The sequence below is a fragment of the Paenibacillus sp. V4I7 genome (assembly GCF_030817275.1).
GTDB lineage: Bacteria > Bacillota > Bacilli > Paenibacillales > NBRC-103111 > Paenibacillus_E.
In genome coordinates this window covers 7,059,014-7,072,155 of sequence record NZ_JAUSZD010000002.1, presented here as the reverse complement: position 1 = coordinate 7,072,155, position 13,142 = coordinate 7,059,014, and the positions used below count along the sequence as shown (strand labels likewise).

Sequence of the window (13,142 nt, the reverse complement as noted above, 5' to 3'; positions counted from 1 at the left end):
AGGAGGTGCAAGAAGCATGTATCAGCAAAACCCGTATCAACAACAACAGCAGCAACAGTCTCATCAGCAGCAAGTACAATTAAAAGACGAGGACCTTGCAAACTTTGTATTAAACGAGTTGAAACGCAGTGCTCGTGAATATACGACTGCAGCTTTGGAGGCCGCTAATCCCCAGATCAGGCAGGCCTTCCAGTCGTTGCTGCAAAAGACACTGCAGGATCAAGCTGCTGTATTTCAGGAAATCCAGAAGCTTGGTCAATATGAGATTCAAGCTGCTCCTCAGCAACAAATTCAACAAGAGCTGCAGAAACAAAGCCAGGTCGCAGCTCAGTTGCAGTCCTTTGTACAACAAAATTTGAGTCAAACCAACACGGCTAGCTATCAGCAGCAAGACCAGATGGCTATCGCCCAGCAACAACAACATCCGCAGCAGAGTCAACAACAGAACCAGATTGCTGCTTTATATCAAACACAGACACCTATCCAACCCATGATTAGTGCCTCTCAATATCCTAATGCGGTGCATAATAATCAAGGACAAGGTTATTCAACCCATACACAGTCTTCGCCAAACCAAACAAGTCAACAGCAAGCCTATATTAGTAACCAGCAAGGACAAAATTTTCAAGATCAGAATTATGGACAAACCGGCTACGGTCAATCGCAGAGTTACGCCGCATCATCCGGATATAGCGCATCTGAAAATGCTGGCAGTACTGGCATTACAAGCAAATCAGCAAGTTCTACCAACGCTTCCCGCAGTCAAACAGGTGCCCATACCTCGACGGCAGGAGAAAGCTCTTATCTAAGTAAACAACAACATGAGGGAAGTAGATATAGCTTCTAATTCGCATTGTTCCCTCAAGACCAAGACGTCCTAGCTTCTAGCTAAAGGGCGTCTTTTTTTTATCCAATATCCCATCACTCCAAAAATAAGTTTTATTTATTTTGTCCCACTTTTCTCATAATCATGGTATGGAACCAGCTTGTCACACATATATAAGGAACATAGGATGTCCAAACTTATGGGAAAAGGGTGCAAACACTGATGAGAAAAACGTGGATTTACGGCGCAGCTACTTTAGTTGTTTTAGGAGCATTAACAACAGCATGCGGTTCCAAAGAGGAAGTTGTTAGCAGCGGTGCAGCAGGCTTGAAAGACCCTAAGGCAGCGACTACAGTGGCCCAAGGGAACACGGAAAGCAGTGTGAAGACGGTAGCCTCGGGCGCCAAGCCAACCCTCGATGCCGAATATAAAGTAGATGGCAGAAACGTTACGATCACGTATCAGACAAGTAATTTCCAGATAGCGGATCATATGGATCAGAAAGCCGTACAGGGTGAAGGACATTTACATTTGTACGTGGACGGTAAGCAGAAAGCGATGATTGGTAAAACGGGTCCGTTAACCCTAACGAATCTAGCGGCAGGTAAACATGAGATCAGACTCGAGCTTCAGCAAAATGATCATAAGGATATCAATGTAGAGAAAATTCTTAATATTGAAGTAAAATAACTAGGAACATTTGTGCGTATTTAGCCAGAAATTAGGCTTGGGCGTAGATCAGATAACATTATGTACATATTCCTTGAAAAGGCGGGCGCTTAGCCCGTCTTTTGTCATTTGACACACCCGAATACGTAGCATAGACTGTTGATAGTATGGCAGTATTGCCGCCTAATCGGAGGGAAACAATTGATCGTCGATATACGTAAGTGGAAGCATGTTTTTAAGCTTGACCCAGATCGGGACATCTCAGATGAAGCGCTCGATCGGCTTTGCCAGTCTGGGACCGATGCAATCATGGTAGGTGGCTCAACGGGGGTAACCTTCGATAACACAGTTGACCTTCTATCTCGAATTCGTCAATATGAAGTGCCCTGTGTACTTGAGATTTCCAATCATGAGGCTATCGTTCCAGGATTCGATTTATTCTTAATTCCGGTTGTGGTGAATGCGGATGATCCGAAATGGATCGTTGGGCAGCATCATGAGGCGTTGAAGGAATATGGCACTTTGCTTAATTGGGACGAGATTATAGCCGAAGGCTATATTATTCTGAATAGCGAAGCTACAGCGGCGAAGTTAACATCGGCTCGTACGAACTTGGATGTCAAAGATGTTGCGGCGTATGCTCGCATGGCGGACAAGCTTTTTCACATGTCTATTGTTTACTTGGAATATAGCGGTGTGTTTGGTGATATGGAGCTGGTAAGGCGGACGCGACAAGTGCTGGAGAATGCCCGTTTATTCTATGGCGGAGGCATTGACAGCCTAGATAAAGCGCAGCAAGCAGCAGAGGTCGCAGATACCATCGTCGTCGGTAACATTATTTATAGTGATCTGGAGCAGGCGCTTCAGACCGTGAACTTTGATAGAACAGGAAGGTAACTTATGAACGAGACAGTCAATATTTTAGATGCGATAAAAAGGTTGAATCCCGAGCAGCGCAAAGCAGTTGAAGCTGTCGACGGCCCACTTCTGATTATGGCTGGAGCGGGAAGCGGGAAGACACGAGTGCTGACGCATCGTATTGCGTACTTGATCGGCACGCGCAAAGCGGCGCCATGGAGCATTTTGGCCCTTACATTTACGAATAAAGCGGCACGTGAGATGCAGGACCGCGTTGGCAAGCTGGTTGGCGGCAGTGGGAATGATATTTGGGTTTCCACGTTTCACTCCATGTGTGTGCGTATGCTGCGCAGAGATATTTCACGTATCGGCTTCACCTCGAATTTTACCATTCTAGATTCCGGTGATCAGTTATCCGTCATCAAAACGTGCTGCAAAGAACTGAACATTGATACCAAGAAATTCGAACCTAAGACCTTTCAAGCGGCCATTTCTACAGCCAAAAATGAACTCATCTCTCCTAAACAATTTGAAGATAAAATCGGTGACTACTTCGACGGATTGACCTCGAAAATCTATACGCTTTATCAGAAGAAGCTTAGAAGCAACAACTCCCTGGATTTTGATGATTTAATTATGGCAACCATTCATTTGTTTAATGAAGTTCCAGAGGTTCTGGATTTTTATCAAAATAAATTTCAATATATCCATGTCGATGAGTATCAGGATACGAACCGAGCGCAGTATATGCTCTGTCAAATGATTGCGGCCAAACATCAGCGCATTTGCGTTGTGGGAGATAGTGATCAGTCCATTTACCGTTGGCGTGGAGCTGACATTTCTAATATCCTTAATTTTGAAAAAGATTATCCGAATGCCACAGCTATCCTATTGGAGCAAAATTATCGCTCCACCTCTAATATTTTGCAGGCTGCCAATAAGGTCATTGCCAATAATACGGGCCGTAAGCCCAAAAACCTATGGACGGATAAAGAGGGCGGCGTAAGGATTAAGCTGTACCAAGCTGATTCCGAGCACGAAGAAGGTTATTTCGTTACAAGTGAAATTAATAAAAATAAATCGAATGGTAAAAAGTTTGGTCATCACGCCATTTTGTACCGGACGAACGCACAATCTCGGGTGATTGAGGAAATTCTCATTAAATCCGATATCCAATATACCATCGTTGGCGGCGTAAAGTTCTACGATCGGAAAGAGATCAAGGATATTTTGGCGTATCTGCGCCTCATCTCCAATCCGGACGACGATATCAGCTTGAGTCGAATCGTGAACGTGCCGAAGCGGGGTATTGGTGACACCTCAATGGACAGAGTGGCCGATATGGCGGGACGAAGAGGTATTTCACTCTATGCCATGCTGGAGGAAGTCGATTCATTGGAGATCACGACGAAGGCTAAGCACGCTTTAGCAGATTTCCGCGAAATGATTGATAACCTGAACCGTATGGTTGAATACTTATCTGTAACTGAACTGACGGAGAAAATACTGGAGATGTCGCAGTACCGTCTGGAGATGCAGCGCGAGAATACGATTGAATCCAAGGCACGTCTCGAAAATATTGAGGAGTTCCTGTCCGTGACGATGGACTTCGAGAAACGTAACGAGGACAAGTCCCTGATTTCGTTCCTGACCGATTTGGCGCTTATCGCCGATATCGATACGCTGGATAAAGAAAAAAGCGAGGAAGAGCAAGACGCCGTTGTGCTCATGACGATGCACAGCGCCAAAGGTCTAGAGTTCCCGGTTGTGTTCATCATCGGGATGGAAGAAGGCGTCTTCCCGCACAGCCGTGCTTTCGCCGATAACGAAGAGCTCGAAGAGGAGCGCCGTTTGGCCTATGTCGGCATCACGCGCGCCGAGCAAGAGCTTTTCCTTACGTGCGCCCGTATGCGCACGCTCTTCGGTCGCACCGCGGCGAACGCCCCATCGAGATTCCTTCAGGAGATTCCGAAGGAACTCCTAGAGAATGTCTCGATGGGCGGCTCCATCGGTGGAGGCTTCTCGCGAGCTGGCCGCACTAGCTCCAGCTCGTGGGGCAGCAGTGGGAGCAGCGCCACTGCCTCACAAGCGGGCCGCGGCTCCGCCGGCTCGTCCGCCTGGGGCACGCCGTCCTCCTTCGGACGGCCTAGTACAGGCGCGGCTGCGCCAAGCCCTGCAGCCGGGGCGAAGCCGGCTGCGTTCCGGGCTCCGCAGCCTGCCGCAGGCGGCGCGATGCCGGATTACAAAGCCAGCGACAAAGTGTCGCATGGCAAGTGGGGCATCGGCACCGTCGTGTCAGTGAAAGGCTCGGGTGATGACACCGAGCTGCAAATTGCTTTCCCGGCGCCTGTTGGCTTGAAGCGCCTGCTCGCGAAGTTCGCTCCTATTACGAAAGAATAGGAGCCGCTTTGCGCCTTATTTGCCGCACCAACCCTATTTCCCATTAGAGAGGAAGAGCCCGTAATGACAGATGCCATCGCGGCAATGAAAACCCTCATCCAAGAAATCAACAAGCACAACCATAACTACTACACGCTCGATGAACCGGCGATTTCCGACGCCGAGTGGGATGCTTTATACAATAAATTGACCGCGCTAGAGAAGGAGACGGGGATTACCCTGCCTTCTTCTCCAACCCAGCGCGTGGGCGGCGACATTCTTAAGGGTTTCGATCCACACAAGCATCTGGCTCGACTCTGGAGTTTGGACAAGGCGCAAAATGCCGAGGACCTGCAGACTTGGCACACACGTGTGCTGAAGCTAATTGCAGATTACAACAGCAAGAATCCAGAGAACCCGTTGCCAGACCCGACATATGTGGTGGAATTAAAGTTCGACGGGCTCACGCTGAACCTTACCTACAAGCAAGGAGAGCTTGTTCAAGCCTCCACGCGAGGAAACGGTACGGTTGGTGAGGGGATTTTAGCCCAAATCAAGACGATCAAGTCCATCCCGCTGGAAATCCCGTACACGGAGGGAACCATTGAAGTGCAAGGTGAGGGTATGATGTTCCTCTCCGTTCTTGAGGCGTACAATCAGACTGCGACGGATCCACTCAAAAATGCCCGCAACGCAGCAGCCGGAGCATTGCGCAATCTCAATCCCAAAGTGACGGCAGAGCGTAAGCTGAACGCTTTCTTCTATAATGTGGGTTACTCCGACGAGATCCAATTCGATAATCATTTCGACATGGTTCAGTTTCTTCGTGACAACCATTTTAAAGTAAGCAACCGCACACGGTATTTCAGCACGATTGAAGAAGTAAGCGCAGAGCTGGAGCAGATTGCCGAAGAGCGCCTTGGCTTTGATTTTCTGATTGACGGAAGTGTCATCAAGATTACGGACATGCGTACAAGAGAAGTGCTCGGCTACACCGAGAAATTCCCCCGTTGGGCGATTGCTTATAAGTTCGAAGCCGAAGAAGCGACAACAATCCTGCAAAGTGTATCTTGGGAAGTTGGCCGTACTGGCAAAATCACACCATTAGCCCGCGTTGAAGCCGTGGATCTCGCTGGCGTAACCGTACAGAACTGCACGCTCAATAATGTCGGTGACATCGAGCGTAAAAATCTCAAACACGCCTTAGGCAGCCTCGTCTACATCCGTCGCTCCAATGACGTTATTCCTGAGATTCTCGGCAAAGTAACCGAGGAGAATGATGGCGAGGAGATTGTAGCTCCGACGCATTGTCCTTCCTGCGGCAGTGAGCTTGAGATGCGTGGTGCGCATCTGTTCTGTTTGAACCGTCTCGGATGCAGTCCGCAGCTGGTTGGACGTATGGCGCATTTTGCTTCGCGCGATGCGATGGATATTGAATTTTTCAGCGAAATGACGGCTTCACAGCTGCATCAAGAGCTGGATGTCCGCGATCCTGCGGATCTGTACACGCTACAATTCGAGGACCTCGTCAAGCTCGATCGCTTTGGTGAGAAGAAGGCCCGCAATCTGCTTGATGCCCTAGAAAAAAGCAAATCGCGCGATCTAGCTTCGTTCCTTTATGCCCTAGGCATTCCTAACTCGGGTAAAACCACGACAAAGGTTCTGGCAGACTACTATCGCAGCTTAACGAAGATTATGGCGGCTACGCCTGAGGAGCTAATCGGGCTTCCCGATGTAGGTGGAATAGTGGCTGAGAGTATTTATTCATTCTTCCGTGACCCTGTGATGGTGTCCAGTATTGAGCGTATGCTCGCTGCAGGTGTCAACCCAATAGCTGAAGAACCGGCGGTTGTTTTGGCTAGCCCTGACAATCCGTTCTTTGGTAAAACCGTCGTCCTCACAGGTACGCTATCCACCATGGGTCGTGACGAATGTGCCAAGAAGCTGGAAGCGCTAGGGGCTAAGATTACCGGCAGCGTTTCTAAGAAAACGGACATCGTGATCGCAGGGGAAAGCGCCGGAAGCAAGCTGGCGAAAGCGCAAGAACTTGGAATTAGGATCATTGAGGATGAACAGGAGCTTTTGCAGCTTTTAGGTGAAGGCTAAATGACAAATAAGGGGACTGTGCCATGCCGAATAAACTTCATATCGTGAATGGAGACGCATTTGGAGATAAGCTGCGTGTTTCGGGTATCGATGGAGACATAATGGTGTGGCGTGAGTCATTATATGAAGGACCTATCGGCATGCAAATGTCTGATAGTGTCCTTTTATCTATAAGGGCGGCCTATATGAATCTCCAACATGGCATTCCTGAGGAATTGTTCAAGTCCATTACCCTACAGCAGGAAAAAGCGATGGACAGACTCGCTGAGGATATAGACGAAATTGTCCTGTGGTTTGAGCATGATTTATATGACCAATTGATGCTTTGTTACTTGCTGTCGAGATTATTCGCTCTTCCTAATCCATCCTTAAAACTATCTTTGTTAAGTATCAATCAGTTTCCTGGCGTTGAGTTCTTTCATGGATTAGGACAATTAAACGTGGATCAAATTACTCAGCTGCACGACAAGTGGTTGCCTGTTAATGAAGACCAACTTCTTTTGGCCTGCAAAGTCTGGACAGCCTACTCAGCTTCTGAGCCCATTCTTATGGCGACTTTATTGGAAGAGGATCTATCTGCACTGCCTTTTCTTCAAAAGGCTCTACAGGCCAATTCAGAACGCTATCCATCCTCTCAAAATGGCTTGTCAGCCAACCAGCAGCTTATTCTGGAGCTGATAGGGGAGGAGGAAATGCCGATTCTGTCATTGTTTAAACGTGTAAGCCAAACGGCCAGTCATTACGGCCTCGGTGATTTGCAATTCTGGGCTATTGTTGATAGTATCCGCAAATGTGAGATTCCGCTGGTCCGTCTTGCCGGAGGGGACAAGCTGCCAGTTTACGGCGAACCGCTACCGCCTCATTTTGAAGAATGGCGATTGCAAAGGTCGGATACGGGAAAGCTAGTTCATGCAGGTGAGCAGGATCATATATACCTGAATGGCATGAATGATTGGATTGGTGGCGTTCATCTGCTTGGAAAAAAGGGGTTATGGCGCCGAAACGCTGCAACCACAGGGTTTTTGAAGATGTAAGATAATGGATGCATAAAGTTGCTTGCAATTCGTTTTGAAACCTGATAATATATGTTCTTGTCACCGCAACAAGCGATGCATTAACGCTTTAAACGGTAACGCATTAAAGCTCCTTGAAAACTGAACAAATGAATGAAGTAAATCAGCAAATTCAGTCACGTAAGTGACTACAATTGAGATTGCAAAATCTCGCTAGCAAGTCAATGAGCATTTCAGCTTTCAGATAGTTTTACTATTATGGAGAGTTTGATCCTGGCTCAGGACGAACGCTGGCGGCGTGCCTAATACATGCAAGTCGAGCGGACTTATCCTTCGGGATAAGTTAGCGGCGGACGGGTGAGTAACACGTAGGTAACCTGCCTATAAGATCGGGATAACTATCGGAAACGATAGCTAAGACCGGATAATTGGTTTTCTCGCATGAGAGAATCATGAAACACGGAGCAATCTGTGGCTTATAGATGGGCCTGCGGCGCATTAGCTAGTTGGTAGGGTAACGGCCTACCAAGGCGACGATGCGTAGCCGACCTGAGAGGGTGAACGGCCACACTGGGACTGAGACACGGCCCAGACTCCTACGGGAGGCAGCAGTAGGGAATCTTCCGCAATGGACGCAAGTCTGACGGAGCAACGCCGCGTGAGTGATGAAGGTTTTCGGATCGTAAAGCTCTGTTGCCCTAGACGAACAGCAAGAGGAGTAACTGCCTTTTGTGTGACGGTATAGGAGAAGAAAGCCCCGGCTAACTACGTGCCAGCAGCCGCGGTAATACGTAGGGGGCAAGCGTTGTCCGGAATTATTGGGCGTAAAGCGCGCGCAGGCGGTCAATTAAGTTGGGTGTTTAAGCCCGGGGCTCAACCCCGGTTCGCATCCAAAACTGGTTGACTTGAGTGTAGGAGAGGAAAGTGGAATTCCACGTGTAGCGGTGAAATGCGTAGAGATGTGGAGGAACACCAGTGGCGAAGGCGACTTTCTGGCCTATAACTGACGCTGAGGCGCGAAAGCGTGGGGAGCAAACAGGATTAGATACCCTGGTAGTCCACGCCGTAAACGATGCATACTAGGTGTTGGGGATTCGATTCCTCGGTGCCGAAGTTAACACAGTAAGTATGCCGCCTGGGGAGTACGCTCGCAAGAGTGAAACTCAAAGGAATTGACGGGGACCCGCACAAGCAGTGGAGTATGTGGTTTAATTCGAAGCAACGCGAAGAACCTTACCAGGTCTTGACATCCCGATGTAACGCCTAGAGATAGGCGCCCTCTTCGGAGCATTGGAGACAGGTGGTGCATGGTTGTCGTCAGCTCGTGTCGTGAGATGTTGGGTTAAGTCCCGCAACGAGCGCAACCCTTGATCTTAGTTGCCAGCACTTTGGGTGGGCACTCTAAGATGACTGCCGGTGACAAACCGGAGGAAGGTGGGGATGACGTCAAATCATCATGCCCCTTATGACCTGGGCTACACACGTACTACAATGGTCGGTACAACGGGAAGCGAAGCCGCGAGGTGGAGCCAATCCTTATAAGCCGATCTCAGTTCGGATTGCAGGCTGCAACTCGCCTGCATGAAGTCGGAATTGCTAGTAATCGCGGATCAGCATGCCGCGGTGAATACGTTCCCGGGTCTTGTACACACCGCCCGTCACACCACGAGAGTTTACAACACCCGAAGTCGGTGGGGTAACCCGCAAGGGAGCCAGCCGCCGAAGGTGGGGTAGATGATTGGGGTGAAGTCGTAACAAGGTAGCCGTATCGGAAGGTGCGGCTGGATCACCTCCTTTCTATGGAGACTCGGATCTGATAGATCCAGTCAAGTGATATATAGGGATCTTTGATCGTAGATCAAAGTCTCACATATTGCACAAATCGCTGATTACTCATTTCATTTGTTCAGTTTTGATGGAGCTTGTACACTTTATTTGAAGTGTATCTCATCAATATGGGGCCATAGCTCAGCTGGGAGAGCGCCTGCCTTGCAAGCAGGAGGTCAGCGGTTCGATCCCGCTTGGCTCCACCATTAATCTAATGCATACTTCCGCCGCCGATAAGGCGGTGTTGTTGACACTAGGCTAATGAAAACCAAACCATCTATATAACTTATGATTCGTCTCGTTAACTGGTAATTATTGATTGTTGCCGATGATGAGATGGCATGATAAGATATATTTCCTGCCGCTGAGAGGCGAAGGAAAAACATTTGTTCCTTGAAAACTAGATAACGAAACAAAACGTAAAGTAAGAACTTAGGTTGTGTTAACCTTCGGGTTGCACAAAAATCTTTAACTCTTTCCAATAGGAGAGACTTTTGCTTAGCGCAAAAGATCCCTATAAATGGTTAAGCTAGAAAGAGCACACGGAGGATGCCTAGGCACTAGGAGCCGAAGAAGGACGTGGCGAACGACGAAATGCCTCGGGGAGCCGTAAGCAGGCTTTGATCCGGGGATGTCCGAATGGGGGAACCCAGCTGTGGTAATGCGCAGTTACTCTATTGTGAATACATAGCAATAGTAGAGGCATACCCAGGGAACTGAAACATCTAAGTACCTGGAGGAAAAGAAAACAAAAGTGATTCCGTCAGTAGCGGCGAGCGAAAGCGGAATAGCCCAAACCAAGGAGCTTGCTCCTTGGGGTTGTAGGACCTCGTTATGGGGTTAGTTCGGTAGGCGAAGTGATCTGGAAAGGTCCGGCATAGAAGGTAAAAGCCCTGTAGCCAAAATCGAACGAAACCCCTAGAGGTATCCTGAGTACGGCGGGTCACGTGAAACCCCGTCGGAATCCGGCAGGACCATCTGCCAAGGCTAAATACTCCCTAGTGACCGATAGTGAAGCAGTACCGTGAGGGAAAGGTGAAAAGCACCGCGGAAGCGGAGTGAAAAAGAACCTGAAACCGTGTGCTTACAAGAAGTCAGAGCCCTCTATATGGGTGATGGCGTGCCTTTTGTAGAATGAACCGGCGAGTTACGTTCCCGTGCGAGGTTAAGTTGAAAAGACGGAGCCGCAGCGAAAGCGAGTCTGAATAGGGCGCTTTAGTACGTGGACGTAGACCCGAAACCGTGTGATCTACCCCTGTCCAGGGTGAAGGTGAGGTAACACTCACTGGAGGCCCGAACCCACGCATGTTGAAAAATGCGGGGATGAGGTGGGGGTAGCGGAGAAATTCCAATCGAACTCGGAGATAGCTGGTTCTCCCCGAAATAGCTTTAGGGCTAGCCTCGGATGTTGAGTTGTGGAGGTAAAGCACTGATTGGGTGCGGGGCCCGCCAAGGGTTACCAAGTCCAGTCAAACTCTGAATGCCACAAACTTAAATCCGGGAGTCAGACAGTGAGTGCTAAGATCCATTGTCAAAAGGGAAACAGCCCAGACCATCAGCTAAGGTCCCCAAGTGTGTGTTAAGTGGGAAAGGATGTGGAGTTGCACAGACAACCAGGATGTTGGCTTAGAAGCAGCCACCATTGAAAGAGTGCGTAATAGCTCACTGGTCGAGTGACTCTGCGCCGAAAATGTAACGGGGCTAAACACGCCACCGAAGCTATGGCTTGCACGTATGTGCATGGGTAGGGGAGCGTTGTATGTACGTTGAATTCTGACCGTAAGGACAGGTGGAGCGCATACAAGTGAGAATGCCGGTATAAGTAACGAAAAGATCAGTGAGAATCTGATCCGCCGAAAACCTAAGGGTTCCTGAGGAAGGCTCGTCCGCTCAGGGTAAGTCGGGACCTAAGGCGAGGCCGAAAGGCGTAGTCGATGGACAACAGGTGGAAATTCCTGTACCACCGTAGCCGTTATGAGCGATGGAGTGACGCAGAAGGATAGTGACGCGAGCTGATGGATGCTCGTCCAAGCAGTGAGGCTGATGTGTAGGCAAATCCGCACATCGTAAGGCTGGGCTGTGATGGGGAGGGAAATTTAAGTACCGAAGGTCATGAGTTCACACTGCCAAGAAAAGCTTCTAGCCAGGCGAAGGTGCCCGTACCGCAAACCGACACAGGTGGGTGAGAAGAGAATTCTAAGGCGCGCGGAAGAACTCTCGTTAAGGAACTCGGCAAAATGACCCCGTAACTTCGGGAGAAGGGGTGCCTCGGTAGGGTGAATAGCCCGAGGGGGCCGCAGTGAAAAGGCCCAAGCGACTGTTTAGCAAAAACACAGGTCTGTGCGAAGCCGCAAGGCGAAGTATACGGGCTGACGCCTGCCCGGTGCTGGAAGGTTAAGAGGAGTGGTTAGGGCGCAAGCCCGAAGCTATGAATTGAAGCCCCAGTAAACGGCGGCCGTAACTATAACGGTCCTAAGGTAGCGAAATTCCTTGTCAGGTAAATTCTGACCCGCACGAATGGCGTAACGACTTGGGCGCTGTCTCAACGAGAGATCCGGTGAAATTTTAATACCTGTGAAGATGCAGGTTACCCGCGACAAGACGGAAAGACCCCATGGAGCTTTACTGCAGCTTGATATTGGACTTTGGTACGATCTGTACAGGATAGGTGGGAGCCTTTGAAGCCTGAGCGCCAGCTTGGGTGGAGGCATCGTTGGGATACCACCCTGATCGTATCGGAGTTCTAACCTGGTACCGTGATCCGGTATGGGGACAGTGTCAGGTGGGCAGTTTGACTGGGGCGGTCGCCTCCTAAAATGTAACGGAGGCGTTTAAAGGTTCCCTCAGAATGGTTGGAAATCATTCGCAGAGTGCAAAGGCATAAGGGAGCTTGACTGCGAGACCTACAAGTCGAGCAGGGACGAAAGTCGGACTTAGTGATCCGGTGGTACCGAATGGAAGGGCCATCGCTCAACGGATAAAAGCTACCCTGGGGATAACAGGCTTATCTCCCCCAAGAGTCCACATCGACGGGGAGGTTTGGCACCTCGATGTCGGCTCATCGCATCCTGGGGCTGAAGTAGGTCCCAAGGGTTGGGCTGTTCGCCCATTAAAGCGGTACGCGAGCTGGGTTCAGAACGTCGTGAGACAGTTCGGTCCCTATCTGTCGCGGGCGTAGGAAATTTGAGAGGAGCTGTCCTTAGTACGAGAGGACCGGGATGGACGTACCGCTGGTGTACCAGTTGTCTCGCCAGAGGCATCGCTGGGTAGCTATGTACGGAGGGGATAAGCGCTGAAAGCATCTAAGCGCGAAGCCCCCCTCAAGATGAGATTTCCCAGTATGTAAGACCCCTTGTAGACGACGAGGTTGATAGGTTCGAGGTGGAAGTGCAGCAATGCATGCAGCTGACGAATACTAATCGGTCGAGGGCTTAACCAAAAAGCTGACTAAGCAGCTAGCACCT

Annotated in this window: 6 protein-coding genes, 1 tRNA gene and 2 rRNA genes; all 9 read left to right on the top strand. The window is 49.5% G+C overall.

Annotation, left to right across the window (positions count from 1 at the left end; genetic code table 11):
- Positions 1 to 16: 16 nt before the first annotated feature.
- The 9 genes from QFZ80_RS33110 (at position 17) to QFZ80_RS33070 (ending at position 13,117) form a co-directional block, all read left to right on the top strand.
- Positions 17 to 847 (top strand): spore coat protein, encoded by an 831-nt coding sequence (locus QFZ80_RS33110; RefSeq protein WP_307562969.1) that lies wholly within the window; start codon positions 17 to 19, stop codon positions 845 to 847.
- 201 nt (positions 848 to 1,048) lie between these two features.
- On the top strand, positions 1,049 to 1,516 hold the full coding sequence (locus QFZ80_RS33105; RefSeq protein WP_307551242.1) for a DUF6130 family protein: 468 nt from the start codon (positions 1,049 to 1,051) through the stop codon (positions 1,514 to 1,516).
- Positions 1,517 to 1,696: 180 nt separating this feature from the next.
- On the top strand, positions 1,697 to 2,392 hold the full coding sequence (gene pcrB / locus QFZ80_RS33100) for a heptaprenylglyceryl phosphate synthase (RefSeq protein ID WP_307562967.1): 696 nt from the start codon (positions 1,697 to 1,699) through the stop codon (positions 2,390 to 2,392).
- 3 nt (positions 2,393 to 2,395) lie between these two features.
- The gene (gene pcrA, locus QFZ80_RS33095) at positions 2,396 to 4,753 is read left to right on the top strand and encodes a DNA helicase PcrA (protein WP_307562965.1); all 2,358 of its coding nucleotides are present in this window, start codon (positions 2,396 to 2,398) and stop codon (positions 4,751 to 4,753) included.
- 63 nt (positions 4,754 to 4,816) lie between these two features.
- Positions 4,817 to 6,838, top strand: a complete 2,022-nt coding sequence (ligA, locus tag QFZ80_RS33090; protein ID WP_307551247.1) for an NAD-dependent DNA ligase LigA — start codon at positions 4,817 to 4,819, stop codon at positions 6,836 to 6,838.
- 23 nt (positions 6,839 to 6,861) lie between these two features.
- On the top strand, positions 6,862 to 7,872 hold the full coding sequence (locus tag QFZ80_RS33085; RefSeq protein WP_307562963.1) for a DUF1835 domain-containing protein: 1,011 nt from the start codon (positions 6,862 to 6,864) through the stop codon (positions 7,870 to 7,872).
- A gap of 234 nt (positions 7,873 to 8,106) precedes the next feature.
- Positions 8,107 to 9,648: ribosomal RNA gene (locus QFZ80_RS33080) — 16S ribosomal RNA — on the top strand.
- Between the two features lie 160 nt (positions 9,649 to 9,808).
- Positions 9,809 to 9,884, top strand: a tRNA-Ala gene (locus QFZ80_RS33075).
- Between the two features lie 316 nt (positions 9,885 to 10,200).
- Positions 10,201 to 13,117 (top strand): 23S ribosomal RNA (locus QFZ80_RS33070).
- Together the 16S and 23S rRNA genes with 1 tRNA gene alongside form the textbook arrangement of a ribosomal RNA operon.
- Positions 13,118 to 13,142 lie beyond the last annotated feature (25 nt).

Excerpts from the sequence above, each read along its gene's own strand:
- ligA (WP_307551247.1), top strand. The coding sequence starts at position 4,817 with ATGACAGATGCCATCGCGGCAATGAAAACCCTCATCCAAGAAATCAAC.
- QFZ80_RS33110 (WP_307562969.1), top strand. The coding sequence starts at position 17 with ATGTATCAGCAAAACCCGTATCAACAACAACAGCAGCAACAGTCTCAT.
- QFZ80_RS33085 (WP_307562963.1), top strand. The coding sequence starts at position 6,862 with ATGCCGAATAAACTTCATATCGTGAATGGAGACGCATTTGGAGATAAG.
- pcrA (WP_307562965.1), top strand. The coding sequence starts at position 2,396 with ATGAACGAGACAGTCAATATTTTAGATGCGATAAAAAGGTTGAATCCC.
- QFZ80_RS33105 (WP_307551242.1), top strand. The coding sequence starts at position 1,049 with ATGAGAAAAACGTGGATTTACGGCGCAGCTACTTTAGTTGTTTTAGGA.